The organism is Pseudocitrobacter faecalis (assembly GCF_965231525.1).
Lineage (GTDB): Bacteria > Pseudomonadota > Gammaproteobacteria > Enterobacterales > Enterobacteriaceae > Pseudocitrobacter > Pseudocitrobacter faecalis.
On the sequence record NZ_CBDDNJ010000002.1, the window covers coordinates 3,362,576 to 3,387,722 of the forward strand.

Annotated in this window: 19 protein-coding genes; 15 read left to right on the forward strand and 4 right to left on the reverse strand. The window is 53.7% G+C overall.

Going from position 1 to position 25,147, the window contains the following annotated elements:
* Nucleotides 1-58: 58 nt before the first annotated feature.
* Nucleotides 59-1,351: a TolC family outer membrane protein gene (locus ACOXYR_RS16495; RefSeq protein WP_229837730.1), complete on the reverse strand. Its 1,293-nt coding sequence runs from the start codon at nt 1,349-1,351 to the stop codon at nt 59-61.
* Between the two features lie 848 nt (nt 1,352-2,199).
* On the opposite strand from ACOXYR_RS16495, the gene ACOXYR_RS16500 reads away from it, so the two are divergent.
* Nucleotides 2,200-3,075, forward strand: a complete 876-nt coding sequence (locus ACOXYR_RS16500) for a LysR family transcriptional regulator (RefSeq protein WP_108474760.1) — start codon at nt 2,200-2,202, stop codon at nt 3,073-3,075.
* Here ACOXYR_RS16500 and ACOXYR_RS16505 read toward each other — a convergent pair.
* Together ACOXYR_RS16505 and ACOXYR_RS16510 are read right to left on the reverse strand one after the other, a co-directional pair.
* Complete coding sequence (locus ACOXYR_RS16505; protein WP_421356124.1) at nt 3,069-4,430, reverse strand: MFS transporter; 1,362 nt, start codon at nt 4,428-4,430, stop codon at nt 3,069-3,071. The two genes, ACOXYR_RS16500 and ACOXYR_RS16505, sit on opposite strands and share 7 nt — an antisense overlap.
* 135 nt (nt 4,431-4,565) lie before the next feature.
* On the reverse strand, nt 4,566-5,261 hold the full coding sequence (locus tag ACOXYR_RS16510) for a flagellar brake protein (RefSeq protein ID WP_108474758.1): 696 nt from the start codon (nt 5,259-5,261) through the stop codon (nt 4,566-4,568).
* A gap of 653 nt (nt 5,262-5,914) precedes the next feature.
* Here ACOXYR_RS16510 and ACOXYR_RS16515 point away from each other — a divergent pair.
* The 14 genes from ACOXYR_RS16515 (at nt 5,915) to ACOXYR_RS16580 (ending at nt 23,497) form a co-directional block, all read left to right on the forward strand.
* Nucleotides 5,915-6,442 carry a fimbrial protein gene (locus ACOXYR_RS16515; protein WP_108474757.1) on the forward strand — a complete coding sequence of 176 codons (528 nt, stop codon included), beginning with the start codon at nt 5,915-5,917 and terminating at the stop codon, nt 6,440-6,442.
* Nucleotides 6,443-6,499: 57 nt separating this feature from the next.
* Complete coding sequence (locus ACOXYR_RS16520; protein WP_053275383.1) at nt 6,500-7,186, forward strand: fimbrial biogenesis chaperone; 687 nt, start codon at nt 6,500-6,502, stop codon at nt 7,184-7,186.
* A 12-nt stretch (nt 7,187-7,198) separates the two neighbouring features.
* Nucleotides 7,199-9,805 carry a fimbria/pilus outer membrane usher protein gene (locus ACOXYR_RS16525; RefSeq protein WP_421356125.1) on the forward strand — a complete coding sequence of 869 codons (2,607 nt, stop codon included), beginning with the start codon at nt 7,199-7,201 and terminating at the stop codon, nt 9,803-9,805.
* Between the two features lie 12 nt (nt 9,806-9,817).
* Entirely contained in the window at nt 9,818-10,858 is a 1,041-nt protein-coding gene (locus ACOXYR_RS16530) for a fimbrial protein (RefSeq protein ID WP_421356126.1), read from the forward strand.
* A 20-nt stretch (nt 10,859-10,878) separates the two neighbouring features.
* Nucleotides 10,879-11,613, forward strand: a complete 735-nt coding sequence (locus ACOXYR_RS16535) for an EAL domain-containing protein (protein WP_108474754.1) — start codon at nt 10,879-10,881, stop codon at nt 11,611-11,613.
* 485 nt (nt 11,614-12,098) lie between these two features.
* Nucleotides 12,099-13,526: a glucose/sorbosone family PQQ-dependent dehydrogenase gene (locus ACOXYR_RS16540; RefSeq protein WP_421356127.1), complete on the forward strand. Its 1,428-nt coding sequence runs from the start codon at nt 12,099-12,101 to the stop codon at nt 13,524-13,526.
* 64 nt (nt 13,527-13,590) lie between these two features.
* Nucleotides 13,591-15,738, forward strand: coding sequence for a TonB-dependent receptor PqqU (pqqU, locus tag ACOXYR_RS16545; RefSeq protein ID WP_421356128.1), 2,148 nt, complete (start codon nt 13,591-13,593; stop codon nt 15,736-15,738).
* Between the two features lie 761 nt (nt 15,739-16,499).
* Complete coding sequence (gene hemP, locus ACOXYR_RS16550) at nt 16,500-16,679, forward strand: hemin uptake protein HemP (protein ID WP_108474749.1); 180 nt, start codon at nt 16,500-16,502, stop codon at nt 16,677-16,679.
* Between the two features lie 75 nt (nt 16,680-16,754).
* Complete coding sequence (locus ACOXYR_RS16555) at nt 16,755-18,743, forward strand: TonB-dependent hemoglobin/transferrin/lactoferrin family receptor (RefSeq protein ID WP_421356129.1); 1,989 nt, start codon at nt 16,755-16,757, stop codon at nt 18,741-18,743.
* A 45-nt stretch (nt 18,744-18,788) separates the two neighbouring features.
* Complete coding sequence (gene chuS, locus ACOXYR_RS16560) at nt 18,789-19,817, forward strand: hematinate-forming heme oxygenase ChuS (RefSeq protein WP_350436432.1); 1,029 nt, start codon at nt 18,789-18,791, stop codon at nt 19,815-19,817.
* Nucleotides 19,814-20,635: a heme/hemin ABC transporter substrate-binding protein gene (locus ACOXYR_RS16565; RefSeq protein WP_421356130.1), complete on the forward strand. Its 822-nt coding sequence runs from the start codon at nt 19,814-19,816 to the stop codon at nt 20,633-20,635. Before chuS ends, ACOXYR_RS16565 begins: the two co-directional genes overlap by 4 nt.
* A complete protein-coding gene (locus ACOXYR_RS16570) occupies nt 20,635-21,627 on the forward strand; it encodes a FecCD family ABC transporter permease (RefSeq protein WP_421356131.1) in 993 nt (330 codons plus the stop codon). The genes ACOXYR_RS16565 and ACOXYR_RS16570 overlap by 1 nt, the downstream gene beginning before the upstream one ends.
* Nucleotides 21,628-21,637: 10 nt before the next feature.
* A complete protein-coding gene (locus tag ACOXYR_RS16575) occupies nt 21,638-22,399 on the forward strand; it encodes a heme ABC transporter ATP-binding protein (RefSeq protein WP_421356143.1) in 762 nt (253 codons plus the stop codon).
* Between the two features lie 696 nt (nt 22,400-23,095).
* A complete protein-coding gene (locus tag ACOXYR_RS16580; protein ID WP_108474742.1) occupies nt 23,096-23,497 on the forward strand; it encodes a DUF1398 family protein in 402 nt (133 codons plus the stop codon).
* A 76-nt stretch (nt 23,498-23,573) separates the two neighbouring features.
* Here ACOXYR_RS16580 and ACOXYR_RS16585 read toward each other — a convergent pair whose 3' ends face one another.
* Nucleotides 23,574-25,127 carry a peptide MFS transporter gene (locus ACOXYR_RS16585; protein ID WP_108474741.1) on the reverse strand — a complete coding sequence of 518 codons (1,554 nt, stop codon included), beginning with the start codon at nt 25,125-25,127 and terminating at the stop codon, nt 23,574-23,576.
* Nucleotides 25,128-25,147: the final 20 nt, after the last annotated feature.

The following is a 25,147-nucleotide window of genomic DNA, read 5'->3' on the forward strand; positions in this document are numbered from 1 at the left end:
ATCCCCTGAGAAATCAATCCCATTTTTCACAATCTGGCTCGCATTTATTTTTTGCGGGCTATTTCAGTTCCGGTAGTGTCGAGGTTATGTGTTTTTGAATTCCTACTAACGGCAATAAATTGTCTGTTGCGGCGGCATAGTTCACCGCCGCAGTCCAGCCATCGAAATCAGCAAGGGTTTGCGAGTAAGCAGCCTGATACACATCCTGCTCAACGCTGAGCAAATCATTGAGGCTGCGTTTGCCCAATTTGTACTCATCCCTGTAAACGTCACGGGTGCGAATCGCATTGCGATGCTGCAACGCTCCCGCGGCTTCGCGCCCCTGTGCACCACGCCAGTCGGCGGCGGCAACGGAGGCTTTTTGCAGCACGTCGAATTTGGCTTGCTCTACGCGCGAAGAGGCCATTTTGCGCGCTTCCTGCGCCTGAGCGATACGCGCTGAAACGGCACCGCCCTGATAAATCGGCGCATCGACCACCACCTGGATTTGATCATCCCAGTAGTTACGGTTGCTGGACTCATAGCGCGTGCGCCCTCCGCGAACACTGACCGACGGCCAGTGTTCGGATTTTGCGCCTTCGACGTTGTAACGTGATGCCTGCTCGTTAGCTTCGGCGGCCATCACCGCCGGAATATGGGAGTATTCAATTTCGGAGAGCGGTTTTTGCTCAAGGGCTAAAGCCTCAGGCAAAGGGCGATAGGTTTTGGCGGTGATCCCGGTCAGCACGCCGAATCGAGCCGTCGCGCTCTCAAGCCCGGCGCGATACTGCTCAAGCGTCGCCTGCATGCCGGCCATCCGGGTTTCGGTTTGTAACACTTCGGAACGGGAGTTGAGCCCCGCGTTTGCCCGGTACTCTGACAACTGACGGACGTTATCCAGCGCCTTCCAGCCCTCTTCAGAGACACGAATCAACGCCTGATAACGCAAAATATCGATGTAGGAAAGCGCCGTTTCCTCCGCAACGCTCGTGAAGGTGCTCATTAACTGGAAACGGTAGCTATCCCGTTGTGATGACTGTTTATCGATCGCGCTATTGGTACGACCAAAGTCGTATACCAGCTGGGTAATGCTCATTCCCCACTGGGCGGAATTGTTCATCGAACCGCTGGAATCCGTCGTCCGGCTATGTCCGGTACTGCCAGACAGCGCAACCTGCGGAAACCATGCGCTGCGCGCTTCATCCACCATGCCCTCTCCTATTCCAAGCTGGGCGGCCTGCTCGTTAACGGAGGGATCGCGATTAAGCGCAAACAGAACGCTTTCTTTCAAATCCACCACCGCTGCCTGCGCAATATCCGGGCGAGACGCCCAGGCCGGAGCGGGGGCGGCGATCGCCGGGGGGATCTGCATCACTATTGCCATAACAATAATCGGAAATAAGACTGATATTTTCAGAGGAGCCATCCTTTTCACTCACGCTGCTTTTCATGACCAGGTTCCAATTATTATTCCTGAGGCAAAATAAGCACCTCACTACGAATTAATACATCAAAATCATTAATGATACTGATCAATAGCCTGTTCACTGACCTTGCAACCACAAAGTTCACCCGATCACTCAGCAGTAAAATTGAAAAATTTTTCTTTTGAGAATTTTCATTAAGAAAAATCTAACACAACCTAAACACCATATCCACACTAACAATGTAAGATTTTTGTTAATAAGATCGCATATCATTAAATCATACAAACACCCCCCTACCGCAAGAAGGGTTAAAGTAAAAAAAAGATCTGTTTCAACACGTTAGAAAAGCACACCTTAAGCACAAAACGTCACTTTGATAAAATCACCCCTCTAAACACTCGCTTGTAGAAACATCTTCGTAGCACTAAAAAAACAAATAAATTAATCAATCACCGTTATTTATAGTTAGGTTTCCCTTTTCTTTTATTAGCAACACTTCTTAATTCAAGATGAATACCCCTCTAAAGAATAGTTCAGGGAAATCGATCAATATACGTAATTATCGTGAGCAATCGGACACCGCAAAAACGTATTTTCGACGGCAAAGAAAAGAGAGCAACCCAGATAAAACCAGGCGTTTAAAGGATTCCACAAAGAATGTCCAGAGGGGGGTAAAGCGTTCAGTGAGGTCAACTGTTCTTAGGGATCTCTCGCTGAAAAAAATGGACTACAGTGAATCATCACCATTAAGAAAAGATAAACACTCATAAAACCCTTTACCGCAGGAGAATGCATGGAACTGCGCCATTTGCGCTACTACCAGGAAGTGTGCCGCACGCTGAGTTTTTCGCGGGCGGCGGAAAACCTTCACATCGCGCAGCCGCCGTTGAGTCGGCAAATCCAGCAACTGGAATCACAACTGAACGTCACACTCATCACACGTACCCGCCCGCTGGCGCTGACCGAAGCCGGTACTTATCTTTATCAGCAAATCGAGCCGCTCTTTAACCGACTGGAAGAGATCGCGCACCAAACCCGGCAGATTGCCCATGCCTCACGCGCACGTTTGAGCATCGGGTTTGCGCCTTCCATGCTTTATGGAGCGCTGCCCTCGCTTATCCGGCGGCTTCACGATGAGAATGATATTGCTGTTGAGATGCAGGAGATGGTCACGCTGCGGCAAATCGACGCGCTGAAGAAAGGACGGATTGACGTTGGCTTTGGCCGTATTTATCTGCATGACAGCGAGATTGAGCAGTTAACGATCCGTGAGGAGCCACTGGTGGCCGCGCTACCGGGCAACCACGCGCGAAATGGCGACCCGATAAGCCTGGCCGAACTGAGTCAGCAGCCGTTTATTCTCTACCCTGCACAACCGCGTCCGGGCTACGCGGATCACACGCTGCGCATATTTGAGCAACATCATCTGAGTATCGACCAGCGTCAGCAGGCGAATGATATGCAAACAGCACTCGCGCTGGTTGCCGCAGGTTTAGGCGTCGCACTGGTACCTGAATCAGCAAAGCAAATTCACCATGAGGGCGTGCGTTATGTCTGCGTAAAGGAGCCTCATGTCACCTCGCCCATCATCCTGAGCTATCGTAAACATGAGGCCAATCCGCTGGTTGAACGTTGCAAAAATCTACTGCGTCCCGCGAGCGGTCAGTGAACCGCAATCCCATCCTGCGCCGCCTGCTGCTGCACGTAACGGCGGCGCAGCAGCAACAGGCTGGCAAAGGAGATGACCAGCGGCACAATCAGCACCAGGAAGAAGCCGCCCGTGCCCGCGCTGCTCAGCACAAGCCCGCCGATGGCTGAGCCCACAATCGCCCCCATGCGTCCCATGCCAATCGCCCACCCCATCGCAGTGGCGCGGACAGCCGCGGGATAAGTGGCGACCACCAGATAATTTAACGCCAGTTGCTGTCCACCGACGCCAAATCCGGCGAGGGCGATAAGCAGAAACACGCTCAGCCAAAGCTGTTGAGGTATCGCAACGCTCAATGCCAGCGCAACGGCGATACCGACGGCAAACATCAGATAGAGGATCTTCAGCGTGTTGATACGCGGCAGGAACCACGACAAAGGCAGCGCAAAGGCAATAAACGCGGCATTGACCGTTACCGAGGCGTAGGGCGCATCGGCGGGCGCGAGGCCAGCCTGCTTGAGCAGCGTGGGAAGCCACGACAGCAGCATAAACCACGCCACCCAGTTGAAGAAGTAGACGCTCCAGATGCCCGCGGTGGTCAGACGCAGAGAGCCGCTGAACAGATGGCTAAGACGGGAAACAGGTTGGGCGGTAACGGCGGCATCCTGAGCGGAAGTCTCCGGCAGAACCACTTCTCGTCCGGCGATACGGCTCAGAATCGCGTTAGCTTTTTTCAGCGACTTAGCGCTGCGGCGAGCGTAAAGGGATTCCAGCGAATCGGGAAGCAGGAAGAGAATCACGCCCAGCAACAGCAACGGCGCGGCGCCGCCAACCAGATAAATACTTTGCCATCCCCAACGCGGTAACAGTTCTGCGGCCAGCAGGCCGCCAGACATAGCGCCTGCGGGGAGCGCCAGCAGCACGCCGGTGGTCACAAGCCCACGGTGGCGATGCGGTGAATACTCCGCCGCCAGCGACAGTAGCACCGGCGTGGCGCCGCCCATGCCAAACCCGGCAATGACGCGCAGTACAAAAATGGAATCAAGATGGGTGCTCCATGCGGTTAACAGCGTGGCAACGGAGAAAATCAGCACGCAGACCATCAAGGTAATGCGTCGGCCCACTCTGTCGCCCAGCATGCCCAGTAGCATCGCGCCCACGGTCATGCCCACAATCCCCGCCGTCAGTACCGGTGCCAGATTTTTAATCTCCACACCAAAAGCCTCGATCATCGCGGGCCCGGTAAAAGCCACCGCCTGCGTATCAAAACCGTCAAACAGCGCCACCAAAAAGCAGATGGCAACAACCCGCCACTGCACTGCCGAGAAGCGGATATCAATCACGCTTTTGATCAGTTCATCGCCTGCTTTATGCATTTGCTCTTCCCCATCTGTGGTTCTTTTTAGCAGAGGGAGAATCTATAAGTTATTTTTATATTGAAAACCAATACCTTATAAAGAAAGGAAGGATACCTTTTAGGTATAAAGCCGACCACCTGAAAAGGCATGTTGCTACAGACGATGCAAGCGCTTCTCTTCCAGCAGCAGTTTGATCACTATGCTGTCGAGATTCCGCCGCATCGGTTCACTGATACGTTTAAACTGACAAGAGAGATGCCAGGCGGGGGCCCCATCGTCATCAGGCGCTGCCATTTTTTCACTGCTTAACACAAACAGATCTGCGGCAAGCGTTCCGTGGCTGCCGAAATCTAACTCAATATTGCGTAGCGTCGTTCTGACCAGCGCCTGAGCGCGTTCGCTATCATGCGTAATCAGCGCACAGCCTCCCGGCGACAGATCTTTAATGCGAAACTGGTAATAGAGGCCATCGTTAAATTTACCCTGCGCGGTGTAAACACGACGATCGCTAAACGTTAAACGGGGATGCTTACGGCGTTGCGTCACATTGATCGCATTGGGATAGTGAATATACAGCCAGTTTTCGCCCTCGCGGGATTGGAGCGCTGAAGCCACAGCATGGAATTCGAATTTCCCGGTATCGGCAAAAATTTCGACCGCGAGATTTTCTTCAACGTCCGGCGCATCGCCCTCCCATGGAACGTAAAAACCAGACGCATCCAGTTTTTGAATTTTGCAAAGCACATCGGTGTTTTTGCTATGAATATCAACCAGACACCCTTTTTTCAGAGCCTCGCGAATAATCGCCACACTCTCAAACAAACCCTGCTTCACGTATGATTCGTCCATAATTCTCTGACCAGAGGAAACTGCACTCAACCGCCCTGACAGGGTTAATGCGAGTTCACCAATAAGCTAACTGCGAATAAGCCGATATCACTCAAACCTGAAAGTGGCTGAGTTCCATAAATATGCCGAGTTTTTGCAATAATGCCAGGCGAGTTCAATACAGAATAGATTTATCTGTATTCAATATGTGAATTAGCTGTTAAGTCGTAAAATTATTGTTTAAAAACACATATGCCGGAGCAAACGCTATATGCCTCTTTTTGCTAAAAAAGAGAACCGCGTCTTTCATTTATATGGCGGATGATCTTATCAGAATTGCTAACCTGTTCTTATTGCTTTTATCTATCAATGTATTCGGTTTAATTGATTGATGCCAATATATAATCAATTCTCATTTAGGAAATGACTTAGCCTAACTTACGAATATTCCAGGGTTTTTCCGATAAAACATAAATATGAGCTCTAATCAACTGTTTCTACCTATCAATAACAACCCATTAAAATATTAAAACAATCCTTGTAATCAAACTGTTGCTGTAAATTTCATCGCACTCAACTTGCCTGCACTGGCTGGTTGCATGCCTGGCTGCACTGCATTCACTTTCAGTGCTGACTACTTATGTCGTTTTTCAAAAAAAATACATGGAGTTAAAATGAATAAGAAATTGCTGCCGATTGCGGCTCTCATTATTTCCGCATCAGCAATGAATGCTTATGCAACAAATGGCAAAGTCAATTTTACCGGTGAAATTATCGAATCCACCTGTACTGTGACCTCTGGTGACCAGAATAAAGACGTTTTCATTGGTAAATATCCTACCAGTGCATTTGCCAATAAAGGCGATGTCACCGCCTCCAAAGCCTTCACCATCAACCTGGAAAAATGCGAAGCGGGCGATTACTCCCTGCGCTTCGATGGCCCGTCAGTTGCGGGTAACCCGAACCTGCTCTCCGTTGACCAGGCAGGCGGCGTCGGTATTGAAATTCTGACTAACGACGAAAAAATCATCCCGATTAACCAGGATGCCGATGCCAGCTCCCCATGGGTAAATGTTGCCACCACTGGCGATGCCAGCGGTACCGCGACCTTTAACCTGAAAGCACGTTACAAATCATTCCTGGACAAAGTGACTGCCGGTACTGCAAACGCCAGCGCGACCTTCACCATCGAATACAAATAATTACGGATAACGGATGTTAGCCACGGATGGCTAATAAAATATAACTGGAACAGGTAAATGAAAAAAATAGTAGCAGCCTTATTACTGCTGGCGTCATTAGAGGCATCTGCGGGTATCCAGGTCGATCAAACGCGTGTGATTTATAACGGCAATGAAAAATCCGCCGCGCTGTCCATTCATAACGATACGGATGAAACATGGATGGTTCAGACCTGGCTGGATACCGGAGATTCATCCGCTACGCCTAAGAATTTACCGATGCAGGCAATTCCACCGATTTTAAAACTGGCGGGCAATAAAGACGCTATTTTGCGTTTCATCTACTCTGGCGCAGGCTTACCGACCGATCGAGAAACCGTCTACTGGATTAACGTTCAGGAAATTCCCCCTGCATCAAAACAAGAGAACGTTCTGCAAATTGCCATACGCACTCGCGTGAAACTTTTTTATCGTCCAACCACGCTGAAAACCACCCTGCAAAAAGAAGTGGAAGCATTGAGCTGGCGTAAACAAGGTAATCAGCTGGTGGTCACCAATAACGGCCCGCTGCACATCACTTTTGGTACGTTGACCCTGAAAAATGGCACCAGCAAAACCTGGAAAGTGAATGCCGATATGGTTAATCCGATGGATTCACTGCGCATCAACTTACCGGCCGGCGCATCTATCGCCGATCAGCTCTCTTTCACCTTTATTAATGATTTTGGCGGACACACGGAAATTAAAGACATCCGCCTGGAATAAGGGATAAGTACAATGGCCAGCCATAAGATAAGGACTACACCGGGACGTCTGGCGCAACGAATTCGTTGCGCCGTTTACGTATCAACAATGCCATTGTTGGCGACGCCGTTTGTTAACGCGGAAGAACAGTTCAATACCTCTTTTATCCACGGGGCTGACAATGCCTCGCTTGTGCAAAGCTTATCCAACAGCGATGATATCCTGCCGGGTCACTATCCCTTTGATATTTATCTGAATAAAGTTCGCGTCGATCACCGCGACGTTGAATTTAAAAAAGATGGCCCCAATACCCCAGGCTATTTTTGTTTAGATGCAGAGAGCTTCCGTCAATATGGCGTTCTGGTGCCAGAAACGGCAGGAAGCAGCGCGTGTTACGATCTGGTCAAAGGGATCCCCGGCAGCAGCGTTAGCTGGAATGCGGCATTGCAGGAGCTGGATATTTCCGTTCCACAAACCGAGCTTGAACCGCGCCCGCAGGGAATGATTTCACCACAAGTGTATGACGACGGGATCAACGCCGCATACTCTAACTATGCCTACAGCGGTAGCCATTCCCGTTACACCAGCAACGGGGCAAAGCACGATAGCGACTACTCCTTCCTGACGCTGAATAACGGTATCAATATTGGTGCCTGGCGCTTTCGCAACAACGCAACCGTCTCGAAAGAGAGCGGACGAAACGCGCAGTGGAACTCGGTGTCCAGTTGGGCGGAAACGGACATTGTGCCGTGGCGCAGCCGCGTCTTAATTGGTCAGAGCAACACCAATAACAACGTTTTCGATAGCTTCCAGTTCCGTGGCGCACAACTTTCCAGCGTGCCGGAAATGCTGCCGGACAGTCGCCGCGGCTACGCGCCGGTGGTGCGCGGCGTCGCTAACAGTAACGCCCGCGTGGAAGTGCGCCAGAACGGCTATACGGTTTACAGCACCGTCGTACCGCCAGGGCCGTTTGCCCTGAATGATATTCACCCCAGTACCCTGAGCGGTGACCTGGACGTCACGGTGATTGAAGCCGATGGTACGCGCCATAACTTCACGCTTCCCTACTCCTCCGTGCCGAATATGCTGCGTGAAGGGATTTGGGAATATCAGGTGACCGCCGGGAAATATCACGATGGCACCACCGATTACGAACCAAACTTTATTCAGGGTACGGTTTCTCACGGCGCGGGCTGGGACATCACCCCGTACGGCGGGATAATCGTGGCTGAAAACTACCGCTCCGGCGTGCTGGGTATCGGTAAGAATATGGGCGACTACGGCGCGGCGTCCGTCGATGCGTCCTGGTCCGACACCGATCTGGCTTCCGGCGACAGTAAACGCGGCGCCAGCGTCCGTTTCCTGTATTCGAAATCGCTAAACGCGCTGGGCACCGAACTACAAATTGCGGGTTATCGTTACTCCACTTCCGGCTTCTATGATTTCTCAGATGCGGTGACCGAACGCTCCAACTGGAAAAACGGTTTCTACCAGACGGAGTATTACGATCAGGAAGGCGATAACAGCGGCGCGCCGTCATGGGCAACCCAGAGCCAGCGCCGTCGTTATTACGAATCAATGCGTTATAACAACAAACGCCAGCGTGTCGAACTGACCGTCAACCAGCACGTGGCCGGGGCGTCGTTGTATGCCACCTTTACCCGCCAGAACTACTGGAACACCTCATCGTATGACCGCACCATCCAGACCGGGATCAACACCAGCTTCCATTCAGTGAACTACAGCCTGTTCTATCAAAGCAGCCGCAGTAACTATGGCTACAGCGACAACAGCGTCAACGTCAGCGTATCAATTCCGTTCAACATTTTTAGCCCGGATAACCAAACCGTCGCGTCCTTTAACGCCTCGCACAGTAAACAGAGCGGCGATGGCTACAGTGCGGGCCTGAGCGGCACGCTGCTGGATGACCACCGCATGAACTACTTCGTCCAGAGTGGTCATTCCCAGTATGGCGGTGACACCAGCGTAGCAAACCTGGGTTATATGGGCAGCATGGGTAACGTGGCGCTGGGCTACAACTACAACAACAACTATCAACAGACGTCCCTCAACGTCTCTGGTGGCATAGTGGCACACTCTGGCGGCGTAACGCTGTCGCAGCCACTGCAAAACACCTTTGTGCTGGTGAAAGCGCCGAGCGCGCAAGGCGTGCGTCTGGAAAACCAGCCAGGGGTGGCAATCGACCGGTTTGGCTATGCGGTGTTGACCTCTGCAATGCCGTATCGCCACAACCGCGTCGCACTGCGTACTTCAGATATTGGTAACGGAATGGAAATCCCGCTGGCGGCAAAAGATATCGTCCCGACACAGCGTGCTATTGGCCGCGTCGAGTTTGAAACGCATCTTGGCCACAGCCTGTTGATCCACGCCAAACTGGCGGACGGTTCTGCGCCAATGATTGGCGCCAATATCTTTAACCAGCAGGGCGTTAACGTCGGCGTGGTCGGCACGCGCGGCGAAGCCTATGTGGCGGGCATCGAAAGCGGCGAGCGTCTGCGGGTGAAATGGGGCGATGACGACAGCGCGTCCTGCACCCTGCCGATACCTGAACTGCCTCCTGTCGATCGCGATCAACCCGGTGGTTACCAGGTTGTGTCTATCACCTGTAACCGGAACTAAAGGATATTTACCATGCGGATTTTTAATCCACTGCCGCGCACCGGGCTGCTTCTGCTGATTTTGTCCGGCACGCTATTCTCCACCAGCAGCTATGCGCTGACCTGTAAGCGCGCCAGCGACGGTAGCGTAGAGCAGATCATCCCGCTGGATCATCAGATCAACGTTTCTACCGCCAATCTGACGGCAGGCACCGTGTTGTGGCGCTCACAAACTTTTACCTCGACCTTTAAATGCACGGATACGAATAACCACCCGCAGGGGGAAGATGCCTACCTGTGGTGGGATCCGGACGTTAAGATGTCGGCTATCCACAATTCGCTGGAAGTCGGTGTGACTTTCCTTGGAACAGATATTGATCCAACCAAAATCAAAAGTACCGACATTGGCCCTGGTACAGTATGCCAACGGACGGCGGGTGGACGGTGCAGGCCCCCTGCGCTTCCGCAGACCATCACGGCATCCTACGCTATTTATATCAAAGCAACCGGCAACCCACCGCCTTCCAACGGTGTGATTAACGATCAGAGCAAATATGCCGCCTTCCAGGTCGATGGTGAAGGCGGCTTAAACAACCAGCCAAACAGCAACTTCCGCGCTTATGTTTCCGGGCTTGGCAATATCAGGTTCATCTCCTGTAGCCCGAAAATCACCGTCTCAGCCAACAACGGCGAAACGGTAAACTTTGGCGCGATCCCGGCGCGTAATGCCGTGGTCGGGAAGATTGAGAAACAAGTGCCGTTCAGCATTCGCGCCGACCTGACCGGTCAGGGCCAGGATTGTGAAAAACAGACCCTGATGGCGAACTTCAGTACCACCTACCCGACGCAGGATAACCAGGTCATTCTGCCGGAACAGAACAGCGGTTTCGGGATTTTGCTTTCCCGCGCCGATTCGCCGAACACCTGGATTAACATGAACACGCCAACGGAGCTGGGCTATGTGAACGGGAGCGTCGTGGAGAGTAATTTTCTCGCCAGCCTGAAATGGCTTAGCGCAACGCCGAAAGTAGGCAAATTCAACGCGTCAGCTAATATTGACGTGACCTTTAAATAAAACGAGGACACTCCCGGAAAATGTCGCTGACCTCCGCCGAGCCAACCGGACTGCGCTATGTTTTTCAGCCAATGTTCGACCGCGCAGGCAAAATGATTGCCGTTGAGTGCTTAACCCGGTTCACGCAGGTTCCGGGAAGCACGGCCATCACCGTAGAGCAGTTCTTTAGCGAGGCGTCTGAGGAGCTTCGCGCCCGCATTTTGCAGGAGCAAATTGCGCTGGTGAAGAGCTATCAGTGGTGGTTTCAACAAAATGACGTGATGGTCACTATTAATGTTGACGAAGCCACGCTGCACTTGCTGAACGATGACTTTATTGCCGATTGTGTAAAAACGATCGGCTGCCTGCATTTCGAGGTGAGCGAGTTTTCCAGCACCCTGGTAAAACGCAACCCTGCCATCGATGCGCTGGGCGATAAATATTCGTTCTGGCTGGATGATTTTGGCGCGGGCTATGCCGGGTTTGGCGCACTGGCGATGCAGTCGTTCCGTTTTATTAAAATGGATAAAAATCTGCTGTGGAACCTGTGTGAAAAGAAAAACGGACAGCAGTTGATGGCCTCGCTGCTGCACTACTTCAGCGCCAACCACTACCAGGTGATCGTTGAAGGAATTGAAACGCAGGAGCATCTGACCTGGCTTGATAACATGCCGTGGTTTGCGTTACAGGGATTGCTGTGGCAAGAACAGAGTATTGAAGCCCTGACTGCCGGCCACTCCAACGCCAATTATCTCCCCCGTCAGACCCATCACTAATTCCGTACGTTTTCATTGTTCTATATTCCCATGCGCTAAAGCGTCTTGCTTTATCGCATGGTTTTACAAATAATCAAAAACTACTTAACAACAATATAATGCATCAGTTATCATACCTATTAAATAGGCGACAACTTTTCTTCAGAGAATTCCCTTTCAACCTCAAAAACATGAATAAAAATTTTTTATAACTCAGTCAAAAAATTTAAATATCATGTCATTAATATTTTTTTTCACGCCATGACAATAGTTATCCTCAATCAATCGCATCATCTTATTAAAATATTCCACGTTGACTTGTAAAATTCCTAATCCATAAAGAGGAGACGTTGACGCCTTATTCTTTTTTGTAATTACATTTACATCAATCATAACCTTTCACATAACTTGTCACAATTTGACAAACTGTGACGCACAGACAATAGTTATTCCATCCCGATAGCTTCAGATAAATCTGAAGCTATTTCTATGGTATGGAGCCAGCAATGTTAAATAATAAAACCAAACGAATCAGCCAGGCGGTGGCGTTGTCACTCGCCCTGTGTAGCGTTAGCTATGCCGCAACCACAAGTCATGCTTCATCGGCAAAGCACCCGGAAGTCCAGGCCAATGAGCCCTTTTCCGCGCACGTCCTGACCAGCGGCCTGGATGCGCCGTGGGATATGGTGTGGGGCCCGGATGGATATTTATGGGTAACCGAACGTAAAGCCGCTTCTATCGATCGCATCGACCCAAAAACCGGCGAGAAAAAAGTCGCGATTACGCTGAGCGGCGTCCATACCGGCCCGCAACACGAAGGTGTCTTAGGTCTGGCTTTATCGCCAAACTTTATGAAAGCGGGTGGCGATAATTATGTGTATACCGCTTATACCTATATGAACGGTAATGAAGAACACGCCAAAATTGTTCGTCTGGAATATGACGAAAAAACTCAAAAACTGGGTAACGAAAAAGAGATCCTGGCAGGTTTTCCGGCGGGGAATGACCACAACGGTGGGCGTTTGCGCTTTGGGCCGGATGGTAAACTTTATTATACTATCGGTGAGCAAGGGCATAACCAGGGCGCGAATTTCTGCAAACCTATCGATGCTCAGCGAATTCCAACTGAAGATGAGCTGAAAAATAAAAATTACGCCGCTTATGCCGGTAAAGTGCTGCGTTTGAATACCGATGGTTCTATTCCGGAAGATAACCCGACTATTCACGGCATTAAAAGCCACCTGTTCACTTACGGTCACCGTAACCCGCAAGGGCTGGTCTTTGTTGGCGATACCCTTTACGCCTCTGAACAGGGCCCATCTTCTGACGATGAACTCAACATTCTGGAAGCGGGTGGAAACTACGGTTGGCCGCACGTAGCGGGCTTCCAGGACGATCAGGCCTACGTTTACGCAAACTACTCGAAAGCTGAAAACTGCCCGTCGCTGAAATGGGATCCGAACCATATTCCGGCTGGCGTACCGGTGCAAAAAGAGAGTGAATGGAAAGCCGCTGACTTTAAAGCGCCAATCAAAACCTTCTTCACCGTCAAAGAGGGCTACACCTATAACGACGCCAGCTGCAGCGCGGATTCTGCGTACATTTGTTGGCCGACTATTGCACCGTCAAGCGTAGCGTACTACCCCGCAGATGGCGTGATCAAAAGCTGGCGTAACTCCATCATCATCAGCTCGATGAAAAACGGCGCGCTTTATCGCGTTCTGCTGAACGCCGATAAGAAAAACGTGCAGGGCGACGTGGCGAAATACTTCCACACCGCCAACCGCTACCGCATGGTGGTGGTCAGCCCGGATACGCGTAAAATTTTCGTTGCCACCGATAACTTCGGTAACGTGATGGATGAGTCTAACCATCCGACGCACAACCTGAGCAACCCGGGTTCGATTATCGTCTTCGAATACACCGGTAAATAATGCGCTTGCAGGCGGGCCCATTGGCCCGCCTGAATTCTTTCCCTTTCCTATAAAAAACACACAGATGAAATTAACTCTGCCCCTCTCCGGTCTGGCGGCCTCGTTTGCGCTGGCACCGGTTTCATGCGTTTACGCGCAGGATGCCTCATCCGTCGCCGCTGCGGCTGACGGTGAACAAACCATGATTGTGAGCGCGGCGGCCAGTTCCGGGCTTTCCGCATTAGACACGCCAGCCGCGGTCTCGGTGAATTACGGCGAGGATATTCGTCACGCCGCGCCGCGCATCAACCTCTCTGAAGGGTTGGCCGATGTGCCGGGCCTGCAAATTCAGAACCGACAGAACTTCGCCCAGGATTTACAGATGTCGATTCGCGGTTTCGGCGCGCGCTCGACCTTTGGTATTCGCGGACTCCGGCTTTACGTGGACGGTATTCCGGCGACCATGCCGGACGGTCAGGGGCAACTCTCCAATATCGATATTGGTTCAATTGAGCGTATCGACGTGCTGCGCGGGCCGTTCTCCGCACTCTATGGCAACGCCTCCGGCGGCGTAGTGAACGTGGAAACGGAAACCGGAAGGCAGCCAACGACAATCGAAAGCAGCAACTATTACGGCAGTTTCGGCACCTGGCGCACCGGGTTAAAAGCCACGGGGGCGGTGGGTGATGGCACGCAGAAAGGCGACGTGAATTACACCGTTTCCAGCAGCCGGTTCTCTACGCACGGTTTTCGCGATAACAGTGCCGCACACAAAAACCTGCTCAATGCCAAACTGGGCGTGAAGGTTAATGACACCGGCAGCCTGACATTACAGCTCAACAGCGTAGATATCACCGCCGACGATCCGGGCGGTTTAACCCGTAAAGAGTGGAAAGATAACCCGGCGCAAGCGCCGCGCGGCGAACAGTACCGCACGCGCAAGACCGTCAAACAGACGCAGGCTGGATTGCGTTATCAGCAAGGATTAGGTGAACACGATGATTTGAGCGTGATGACCTGGGCCGGTATCCGTGAAACCGTGCAGTACCAGTCTATTCCGTACTTTGTGCAGCAGCGCAGCGAAACGCATCCGGGTGGCGTGATTGATCTAACGCGCCGCTACCAGGGCATTGATACCCGCTGGACGCACCACGAAGAGAGCGGCTTCCTGCCGTATTCCATCACCACGGGCCTCGACTACGAGACGATGACCGAACAGCGCAAAGGGTATGAAAACTTTGTCTATCAGAACGGCCATTACGATCTGGGGACGAAGGGCGATATGCGTCGCAATGAACGTAACCTGATGTGGAACCTCGACCCGTACATTCAGACCAACTGGCAGCTCACCTCTGCCCTGAGTCTCGATGCGGGAGTACGTTACAGCTCAGTATGGTTTGATTCCAACGATCATTATGTGGTGGGTAAAAATGGCGACGACAGCGGCGAAGCGAGCTACCACAAATGGCTCCCGGCGGCCGCACTGAAATACGCCGTGACGCCGGGCTGGAACGTTTATCTCTCCGCCGGGCGTGGTTTCGAAACGCCGACGATTAATGAACTGTCGTACCGCCCTGATGGGCAGTCCGGGCTGAACTTTGGCTTACAGCCAGCGACGAATACTACCGTTGAAGCAGGCAGCAAGTGGCAGGTTGGCACCGGCCTTGCCAGCCTTTCCGTCTTTAACACCGATACAAAGGATGAGATTGTGGTTGCCGCCAGCGATAACGGGCGTACCTCCTATCAAAATGCCGGAAAAACACGCCGTCGCGGCGTAGAGCTGGCGTGGGATCAGCAGTTTGCCACCGCATGGCGCGCCAAACTCGCCTGGACGTGGCTGGATGCAACCTATCGCGAAGACGCCAGCAGTACGATCCAAAGTGGGAACAGCATTCCAGGCATTGCCCGCAACAGCGCTTACGCCTCACTGGGCTGGGTACCGGAAGAAGGCTGGTATGCAGGCGCGGAAATGCGCTACATGAGCGATATTCAGACTAATGATGCGAATACTGAGCAGGCTCCCGCGTACACGGTCACGGCACTGAACAGCGGCTATAAGTTCGTGGCGGATAACTGGGTGGTGGATGTTTATACCCGCGTCGATAACCTGTTTGATAAGGAGTATGTGGGCTCGGTTATCGTCAACGAAAGCAACGGGCGTTATTACGAACCGGCACCGGGACGCAATTACGGCGTGGGGCTGTCGGTGAGTTATTTGTTTGATGCGATGTGAGTTGGTAGGGGGAGTGCGGCCTGTTCCCCCTCACCCTAACCCTCTCCCTCAAGGGAGAGGGGATCGATTGTGCACGGTGTTGAGTTCTGCGCTGGTTTTCTCCCTCTCCCTGTGGGAGAGGGCCGGGGTGAGGGCATCAGCGCGCACATTCCCCCCTCACCCTAACCCTCTCCCTCAAGGGAGAGGGGACTGATTGTGCACGCTGTTGAGTTCTGCGCCAGTTTTCTCCCTCTCCCTGTGGGAGAGAGCCGGGGTGAGGGCATCAGCGCGCACATTCCCCCCTAACCCTCTCCCTCAAGGGAGAGGGGACTGATTGTGCACGATGTTAAGTCCTGCGCCGGTTTTCTCCCTCTCCCTGTGGGAGAGGGCCGGGGTGAGGTCATCGGTGCGCACATTTCCCCCTCACCCTAACCCTCTCCCTCAAGGGAGAGGGGACTGATTGTGCACGATGTTGAGTCCTGCACTGGTTTTCTCCCTCTCCCTGTGGGAGAGGGCCGGGGTGAGGGCATCAGCGCGCACATTCCCCCCTCACCCTAACCCTCTCCCTCAAGGGAGAGGGGACTGATTGTGCACGGTGTTGAGTTCTGCACTGGCTTTCTCCCTCTCCCTGTGGGAGAGGGCCGGGGTGAGGGCATCAGCGCGCACATTTCCCCTCCCAATATCTCTTTTCCGTAAAAAAAAGCTTGATACAAATCAATACATATTGATAATGCTTCTCGTTATCGACTTAGTTATCATTTTCATAACGGAGCGAGCCTGGTATGAATAACACAGCAGAAGGTCGGACAAAGCCCAGCGCTTCGCCCTATCCTTCGCACGGGAAACGCCTTATTAACAGTAAAGCGTTGCTCGGCGACGAGGGGTCGGTATTGATAGAGCACAATGGCCAACACTATCAGCTTCGCCAGACACAATCCGGCAAATTGATCCTGACTAAATAAATCATCCCTTTCGCCAGCCACCCAGGTGACTCCCAGGCAGCCAGCAATTTTTCATTTTCCTCATGGAGAGTTGTTATGCTACGCCTGCAATCTGCCCCGCAGCGCCCGACGCTGTTGGCCCTGACCATCGCCGGTATTCTGCCCGTCACCGCCTTTGCCGCAGATACCATGACCATGACCGTGACCGCCACCGGTAACGCCCGCAGCGCATTTGAAGCGCCGATGATGGTTAGCGTCATCGATACCGCTGAACCTGAAAATCAAACCGCCAGTTCCGCCGCTGACCTGCTGCGCACCGTGCCGGGCATTACGCTCGACGGCACAGGCCGTACCAACGGTCAGGACGTCAATATGCGCGGCTACGATCGCCGCGGCGTGCTGATTCTGGTGGATGGCGTGCGCCAGGGCACCGATACGGGTCACCTCAATAGCACCTTTCTTGACCCGGCGTTAATCAAGCGTATTGAAGTCGTACGCGGCCCGTCAGCGCTGCTGTACGGCAGCGGCGCGCTGGGCGGAGTGATCTCCTACGACACGGTAGATGCGAAAGATCTGCTGCGTGATGGCCAGAGCAGCGGATACCGCGTCTTTGGCACCGGGGCGACGGGCGATCACAGCATCGGCATGGGCGCAAGCGCCTTTGGCCGCACGGATACGCTTGATGGCATCGTCTCCTGGTCGAGCCGCGATCGTGGCGATCTGCGTCAGGGCGATGGTTCAACGGCGCCAAACGATGAGTCGATCAATAACATGCTGGCGAAAGGAAGCTGGAAAATTGACGATGCTCAGACGTTGGGCGGCGCATTCCGCTACTACAACAACAAAGCACAAGAACCAAAAAACCCGCAGACCATCGAAGCCTCCACCAGCAGCAACCCGATGGTTGATCGCTCAACCATTCAACGCGATGCACAACTCACCTATAAACTCGCGCCGCAGGGCAATGACTGGCTGAACGCCGACGCCAGAATCTACTGGTCAGAAGCACGTATCAACGCGCAAAACATCGATAACACCGGCGAATTCCGCAAGCAGACCACCAAAGGCGGAAAAGTGGAAAACCGTAGCCGTCTGTTTAGCGATGCCTTCGCCTCTCACCTGCTGACCTACGGCGGTGAATACTATCGCCAGGAGCAGGAACCCGGCGGCGTCACCACTGGTTTCCCGGAAGCGAAAATCGATTTCAGCTCTGGCTGGATTCAGGACGAAATCACCCTTCGCGACTTGCCCATAACCCTGCTTGGCGGCACGCGTTACGACAACTATCGCGGTAGCAGCGACGGTTACGACGATGTGGATGCCGATAAATGGTCTTCCCGCGCAGGCATGACCGTCAACCCGACCGACTGGCTGATGCTGTTCGGCTCCTACGCGCAGGCCTTCCGCGCGCCAACGATGGGCGAGATGTACAACGACTCGAAGCACTTCTCCATCGGTAGCTTCTACACTAACTACTGGGTACCGAACCCGAATCTGCGCCCGGAAACGAACGAAACGCAGGAATACGGATTTGGTTTGCGCTTCGACGACCTGATGCTGGCCAACGATTCCCTCGAATTCAAAGCCAGCTACTTTGATACCAAAGCGAAGGATTACATCTCCACCGCGGTCGATTTCGCCGCGGCAACGACCATGTCCTATAACGTGCCGAACGCCAAAATCTGGGGCTGGGACGTGATGACCAAATATAGCGCGGATCTGTTCAGCCTCGACGTGGCCTACAACCGCACGCGCGGGAAAGACACCGACACCGGGGAGTATATCTCCAGCATTAACCCGGATACCGTCACCAGTAAGCTGAATATTCCGGTGGCGCACAGTGGCTTCTCGGTCGGCTGGATTGGGACGTTCGCGGATCGCTCCACCCACGTCAGCAGCAGCTACAGCAAGCAGCCGGGCTACGCGGTTAACGACTTCTACGTCAGTTACGAAGGCCAGCAACAGTTGAAAGGCGTCACCACCACGCTGGTGCTGGGCAACGCCTTCGATAAAGAGTACTGGTCACCGCAGGGCATTCCGCAGGACGGGCGCAACGGGAAAATTTTCGTAAGTTATCAGTGGTAACGGCATCGCCCCGCGTCGCCGGGGCTTCATCGGAAGGAAGAGACAATGAATCACTACACACGCTGGCTTGAGCTAAAAGAACAAAATCCGGGTAAGTACGCGCGTGACATCGCAGCATTAATGAATATCAGCGAGGCAGAGTTAACCTTTGCCCGCGTGGGCCATGACGCGGAGCGTCTTGCCAGCGACGTGCGCGACATTCTTGCCGCACTGGAAGCCGTTGGCGAAACCAAGTGCATCTGCCGTAACGAATATGCGGTACACGAGCAGGTTGGCGAATTTATCAACCAACACCTGAGCGGCCATGCGGGGCTGATCCTCAACCCACGCGCCCTTGACCTGCGCCTGTTCCTGCACCAGTGGGCCAGCGTTTTCCACATCAAAGAGATGACCGCGCGCGGCGAACGCCAGAGCATTCAGTTCTTTGACCATCAGGGCGATGCGCTGCTGAAAGTCTACGCCACCGAGCGCACCGACATGACCGCGTGGGCCGATGTACTGGCGCGCTTTATCATTAGCGATAATGCAACCCTGGTGCTGAAACCCGCAGAAAATGCCGCCAGCGAAAGCCACGCCGACGCCGCAACCGTTGATAGCGAATGGCGTGCGATGACCGATGTGCATCAATTCTTCACGTTGCTTAAGCGCCACAACCTGACGCGTCAGCAGGCATTTTCGCTGGTCGGTGACGACCTCGCCTGTAAAGTGCCCAACAGCGCACTGGCGCAAATTCTGGATAACGCGCGTCAGGACGCTAATGAAATCATGGTCTTCGTCGGCAACCGTGGCTGCGTGCAGATCTTCACCGGCGTGGTGGAAAAAGTGGTGCCAATGAAAGGCTGGCTGAATATTTTCAACCCGGCATTCACGCTGCATCTGCTGGAAGATCATATTGCCGAAAGCTGGGTCACCCGCAAACCGACCGCTGACGGTCACGTGACCAGCCTGGAAATTTTCGCCCACGACGGCACGCAAATCGCCCAGCTTTACGGTCAGCGCACTGAAGGCCAGCCGGAACAGGCACAGTGGCGCAAACAGATTGATGCACTCACGGCGGAAGGGCTGGCAGCATGAAAAAATGGCTCGCCCTGCTGGTCGCCTTGCCCGTAGCGGCACTGGCGGCTGTGCAGGAGAAGACGGTCGCCCTGGGCGGCGACGTGACCGAGATTGTTTACGCGCTCGGGGCGCAGTCTTCGCTCGTCGCGCGTGACAGCACCAGCCAGTGGCCGCCGGAAGCAGCCAAACTGCCGGATGTCGGCTATCTTCGCCAGCTCAATGCCGAAGGCATTCTGGCGATGCGCCCAACGCAGGTGCTCGCCAGCCAGCAGGCGCAACCATCACTGGTGCTCAAACAGCTTGAGCAGAACAATGTGCAGGTGATTAGCGTGCCGAGCCGTAACGATCTCAGCGTGATTGATGAGAAAGTGCAGGTCATCGCCAAAGCCACACACCGTGAAGCGGAAGGCGAAACGCTGCGCAACAGCGTGCGTCAGGCCATTGCCGCACTGCCCACCACGCCGCTCGACAAAAAAGTGCTGTTCATTCTCAACCACGGCGGCATGAACGCGATGGCCGCCGGGCAGCAAACGGCGGCAGATGCGGCCATTCGCGCTGCCGGGTTAAAGAATGCGATGCAGGGTTTTGCCCGCTATCAGCCGCTTTCACAGGAAGGCGTGATCGCAAGCCAGGCCGATCTGGTGGTGATCCCCGCCGACGGGTTAGCGGCGATTGGCGGCGAAGCGAATCTGTGGAAGCTGCCGGGGCTTGCGCAAACGCCTGCCGGAAAGCACAAACAGGTTCTGGCGATAGATGATATGGCGCTGCTCGGGTTTAGCGTACGTACGCCACAGGCAATTCAGCAGTTGCGTACCAAAGCGGAGTCGCTGCCCTGATGTCACGGCGAATCACCCTCTCCCTCATTACGCTGGCGCTGATGCTGGCGGTGGGAACGCTGGCGGCGAGCGGTTTTGGCGCGTTGCGCCTGCCGCTTAGCCTGCTGTGGAATCACAGTGATGAAACGCTGCGGCAAATCTGGTTCACCATCCGCCTGCCGCGCGTATTGCTGGCGCTGGTTGTCGGCGGCTCGCTGGCGCTGGCCGGTTGCGTGATGCAGGGGTTGTTTCGCAATCCGCTGGCCGATCCGGGCCTGCTCGGTATCAGCAGCGGCGCGGCGCTCGCGGTAGCGTTATGGGTGGTGTTACCTCTGACGCTGCCGCCGCTGATTATGCTTTACGCCCCCATGCTAGCAGCCTTTTTCGGCGCGCTGGCGGCGACGGTGGTGATCTTCCTGCTTAGCCGCCAGCGCGACAGTTCCCTGTCGCGCTTGCTGTTAGTCGGTATTGCCATTAACGCCCTATGCGGCGCGGCGGTAGGCGTTTTGTCGTGGGTGAGTAATGACGCCCAGCTACGTCAGCTTTCCCTCTGGGGTATGGGCAGTCTGGGGCAGGCGCAGTGGTCAACGCTGCTGACCGTCGCCTCGCTGATGGTGCCCACCGTGTTTATTATCTGGCGTCTGGCTGCGGCACTGAATCTGCTCCAGCTCGGCGAAGAAGAGGCACACTATCTCGGCGTGGACGTGCATTCGGTTCAGCGACTGTTGCTGGTTTGCAGCGCCTTGCTGGTTGCCGCCGCCGTAGCGGTGAGCGGTGTGATTGGCTTTATCGGCCTGGTGGTGCCGCATTTAATCCGCATGTGGCTGGGGGCCGATCATCGTGCCGTTATTCCCGGTTCAGTTCTCGCGGGCGCGCTACTCTTGCTGATAGCCGATACCTTTGCCCGCACGCTGGTCGCCCCGGCGGAAATGCCGGTCGGCCTGCTGACCAGCATTCTCGGCGCGCCATGGTTTTTATGGCTGATTTTCCGTCGCGGAGGGCAACATGGCTGATTCACTGAGCGTGAAAAATCTGCATTACCGCGTGGCGAATCGGCTGATTATCCGCGATGTGTCACTCAGTCTTGAACGCGGTGAACTGTTGACGCTCATCGGCCCTAACGGAGCGGGAAAATCGACGCTGCTGCGCTTACTGACCGGTTATCTTGCGCCCGCCGGCGGCGAACGCTGGCTGGCGGGTAAAACGCTGGAGAGCTGGGAGGCCAACACGCTTTCTCGCCTGCGCGCGGTGATGCTTCAGCAGACGCAGATGGGCTTCGACTGGCCGGTTGAAGCAGTAATTGGTATGGGGCGCATGCCATGGACGCAACAGCCGGAAAACGCCGTGATTCAGCAGGTGATGCAGCTCACCGAGTGTCTGCCGCTGGCGGGTCGACGTTATGCGTCGCTCTCCGGCGGTGAGCAGCAGCGCGTCCAGCTGGCACGAGCGCTGGCGCAGCTATGGTGTGAGGGTTCACCACGTGGCTGGTTATTTTTAGATGAGCCCACCTCGGCGCTGGATCTGTACCATCAACAGCATCTGCTGCGTTTGTTGAAACGACTGACCCGGCAAGGAGCACTCCATGTGTGCGTGGTGCTACATGATTTAAACCTTGCCGCGCTGTGGGCCGACAAGATTGTGCTGCTGTATGAGGGCATGGTAGTTGCGCAGGGAGCGCCTGACGCGGTGATACAGGCTGAGACGCTGGCGCGCTGGTACGGCGCGGAAGTGCAGGTGCAGACGCATCCTGAATGCGATGCGCCGCAGGTGTTTTTAGCCCGGTGACATTGCCGGGGGCGCTGCGCTTGCCCGGCCTACAAAACCTGCGCCGGCTTTCTCCCTCTCCCTCAAGGGAGAGGGAACCGATTGTGCACGGTGTTAAGTTCCGCTTTCTGCCTTCCTCAGCATTCCCTGGGTGTCGCTGTAGCCCTTATAAATCTTTTGCACGCCTACGTTGCGCCACACGCTCAGGTTGTTACTCAACTTCCCTCCCATACAAGTAATAATCTTATATCAGGCTAATATCCCCCTTCAGAATATTAATCGCTACAATTTGCACTCAGAAATTTAAATACACACTTAGGATTTACACACCTAATAATGCTATTTCCATAACATTTACTCACAACAATAATTGCCAATTAAGGCAAGTTAACGACCAATTATTGATTAGCGATAAGAATGAGTGGCATGCCCACCACTTTCGAACTTGCGAAAAATCACCTTCCGAGTAAAAATATTTTTTTGCGCAGGCAGAGTGAAACATTGCGCAATCTTGCCACTACCCGCTTACCGGCTGAGCCAAGCCAGCGCTGGACTGTTAGCAATATCCAGTAACAAATGAAATGCTATTGCCGTTCTTAAATTGTACTTAAGATACGAAACGCTAACTATGAGAATTCTAATTAGTTGGCATGTAAATTATTTCACAACTAACAACACTTCAATAACACTTAAGATCACGTGCTTAGCAGGGGCAAAATGGAATTTAGGGTAATGCTCAAATCGCACTTCGAGCAGGTCAGATGCAAGTCGGATTTCCTTTCTTTTTTTACAGAGCTCCAGCGCAATAATGTTTCTTATTACATCTATTTTGTCGCTACGGGGAACGTCAAGGTCATCACCACATCCGATAATTATGTGGCGGTAAAGAGTAGCCGGGGTATTATCAAAATTAACGCAAATGCGAGTAAGTTTTTAACACGCGTGGCGGCGAAAAGACATTTCGCGGGAAGAACATCGTATGAGCAGTATTGTGTAGAGTTAGCGAATGCGGGTGTCTTTAAGTGGATCGTTGATTTAAATGAGAATATGCGCTTTTACTGGTCTAAGGATAATCGGCTGCTGTACTGCGAAAATATTATTCCTTGCGAAAAAGAATAAAATGAACAGTTATCTTCTTTCTAACATCGGTGAAGTAAAAATCGGCGCTGACGCGCCGATTTTGAAGGCGTGACTATCAGGCGTTAGTCACCGGTTTCTGGTCATTCGGTGTCTGGGCATTCGCCAGCATACGGCGTACCGGCACAATCAACACCATCAGAACCGCCGCACAAATCAGCAGCGCGATAGAGCAGCGCGCGAAGAGGTCTGGCAGCATATCAAGCTGGTCGGCCTTCACGTGACCACCAATCAGGCCCGCCGCGAGGTTGCCCAGCGCACTGGCGCAGAACCACAGCCCCATCATCTGGCCGCGCATTCTTTCCGGGGCCAGAAGGGTCATGGTTGCCAGGCCAATCGGGCTCAGACACAGCTCACCCAGGGTCAGCATCAGGATACTGCCCACCAGCCAGAACGGCGATACGCCCGCCCCGCCGTTGCTCAGCACGTTCTGTGCCGCCAGCATCATCAGGCCAAAGCCCGCTGCCGCACACAGAATACCAATCACAAACTTAGTGATACTGCCCGGACGGATGTTTTTGCGCGCCAGCATCGGCCACGCCCAGCTAAATACCGGAGCCAGCAGGATGATGAACAATGCGTTGATAGACTGGAACCATACCGCCGGAATTTCAAAATCGCCGATCATGCGGTTGGTGTAGTCGTTGGCAAACAGGTTGAATGAGGTCGGTTTCTGCTCAAAGGCAGACCAGAAGAACGCGGCAGAAACCAGCAGGATAAAGCACACCAGCAGGCGCGCGCGCTCTTTACGATTCAGCCCCGCAAAGACAAACAGATAGATAAAGTAGAGCGCAACCGATGCCGCAATGATGTACACCAGCACGCTGGCGACCGCGACCGGATTGATCACTATCACGCCCTGCGCAATCAGGGTGATGATAATTGCCACCCCAACAGCCAGCGCCAGCAGCCACGCTCCGACGCCGTTTTTCTTCGCTACCGGGCTATTCCAGGTGGAATCCAGGCCGACTTCGCTGTCATAGCGTTTCATCGACGGAACGGCAAAGACGCGGAAGATGATCAGCGCCACCAGCATCCCGATGCCCCCGATACCAAAGCCCCAGTGCCAGCCATGCGATTTAATCAGCCAGCCGGAGATCAGCGGCGCGATAAACGAGCCCATGTTGATGCCCATGTAGAACAGCGAGAAACCACCGTCACGGCGCGCATCGCCCTTTTTATAGAGGGTACCGACCATGACCGAGATACAGGTTTTGAACAGACCGGAACCCAGCACGATAAACATCAGGCCGATAAAGAACAGGTTGTCGCCCATAAACGCCGATAGCGCAATGGAGAGGTGGCCCAGCGCAATCAGAATCGAGCCGTACCAGACGGCTTTTTGCTGGCCAAGCCAGTTATCCGCCAGCCAGCCGCCCGGCAATGCCGCCAGGTACATGGTACCGGCAAAAATCCCCACAATCGCCGAGGCGTTTTCACGCGCCAGCCCCATGCCGCCGTCATAAACGGTTGCCGCCATAAACAGAATCAGCAGCGGACGAATACCGTAAAACGAGAAACGCTCCCACATCTCCGTAAAGAAGAGTGAGCCAAGCGGATAAGGATGACCGAAGAAAGTTCGGCTTTCAGTGTTATTCACAGAGGAACGCATAGATTCTCCCAAAAGAGGTG

Bases quoted from the DNA above. Each gene is read 5' to 3' on its own strand.
- ACOXYR_RS16530 (WP_421356126.1), top strand. From the start codon at position 9,818: ATGCGGATTTTTAATCCACTGCCGCGCACCGGGCTGCTTCTGCTGATT.
- ACOXYR_RS16525 (WP_421356125.1), top strand. From the start codon at position 7,199: ATGGCCAGCCATAAGATAAGGACTACACCGGGACGTCTGGCGCAACGA.
- ACOXYR_RS16570 (WP_421356131.1), top strand. From the start codon at position 20,635: ATGTCACGGCGAATCACCCTCTCCCTCATTACGCTGGCGCTGATGCTG.
- ACOXYR_RS16585 (WP_108474741.1), bottom strand. From the start codon at position 25,127: ATGCGTTCCTCTGTGAATAACACTGAAAGCCGAACTTTCTTCGGTCAT.
- ACOXYR_RS16500 (WP_108474760.1), top strand. From the start codon at position 2,200: ATGGAACTGCGCCATTTGCGCTACTACCAGGAAGTGTGCCGCACGCTG.
- ACOXYR_RS16580 (WP_108474742.1), top strand. From the start codon at position 23,096: ATGGAATTTAGGGTAATGCTCAAATCGCACTTCGAGCAGGTCAGATGC.
- ACOXYR_RS16555 (WP_421356129.1), top strand. From the start codon at position 16,755: ATGCTACGCCTGCAATCTGCCCCGCAGCGCCCGACGCTGTTGGCCCTG.
- ACOXYR_RS16540 (WP_421356127.1), top strand. From the start codon at position 12,099: ATGTTAAATAATAAAACCAAACGAATCAGCCAGGCGGTGGCGTTGTCA.
- ACOXYR_RS16515 (WP_108474757.1), top strand. From the start codon at position 5,915: ATGAATAAGAAATTGCTGCCGATTGCGGCTCTCATTATTTCCGCATCA.
- ACOXYR_RS16520 (WP_053275383.1), top strand. From the start codon at position 6,500: ATGAAAAAAATAGTAGCAGCCTTATTACTGCTGGCGTCATTAGAGGCA.
- hemP (WP_108474749.1), top strand. From the start codon at position 16,500: ATGAATAACACAGCAGAAGGTCGGACAAAGCCCAGCGCTTCGCCCTAT.
- pqqU (WP_421356128.1), top strand. From the start codon at position 13,591: ATGAAATTAACTCTGCCCCTCTCCGGTCTGGCGGCCTCGTTTGCGCTG.
- ACOXYR_RS16535 (WP_108474754.1), top strand. From the start codon at position 10,879: ATGTCGCTGACCTCCGCCGAGCCAACCGGACTGCGCTATGTTTTTCAG.
- chuS (WP_350436432.1), top strand. From the start codon at position 18,789: ATGAATCACTACACACGCTGGCTTGAGCTAAAAGAACAAAATCCGGGT.
- ACOXYR_RS16510 (WP_108474758.1), bottom strand. From the start codon at position 5,261: ATGGACGAATCATACGTGAAGCAGGGTTTGTTTGAGAGTGTGGCGATT.
- ACOXYR_RS16565 (WP_421356130.1), top strand. From the start codon at position 19,814: ATGAAAAAATGGCTCGCCCTGCTGGTCGCCTTGCCCGTAGCGGCACTG.
- ACOXYR_RS16505 (WP_421356124.1), bottom strand. From the start codon at position 4,430: ATGCATAAAGCAGGCGATGAACTGATCAAAAGCGTGATTGATATCCGC.
- ACOXYR_RS16495 (WP_229837730.1), bottom strand. From the start codon at position 1,351: ATGCAGATCCCCCCGGCGATCGCCGCCCCCGCTCCGGCCTGGGCGTCT.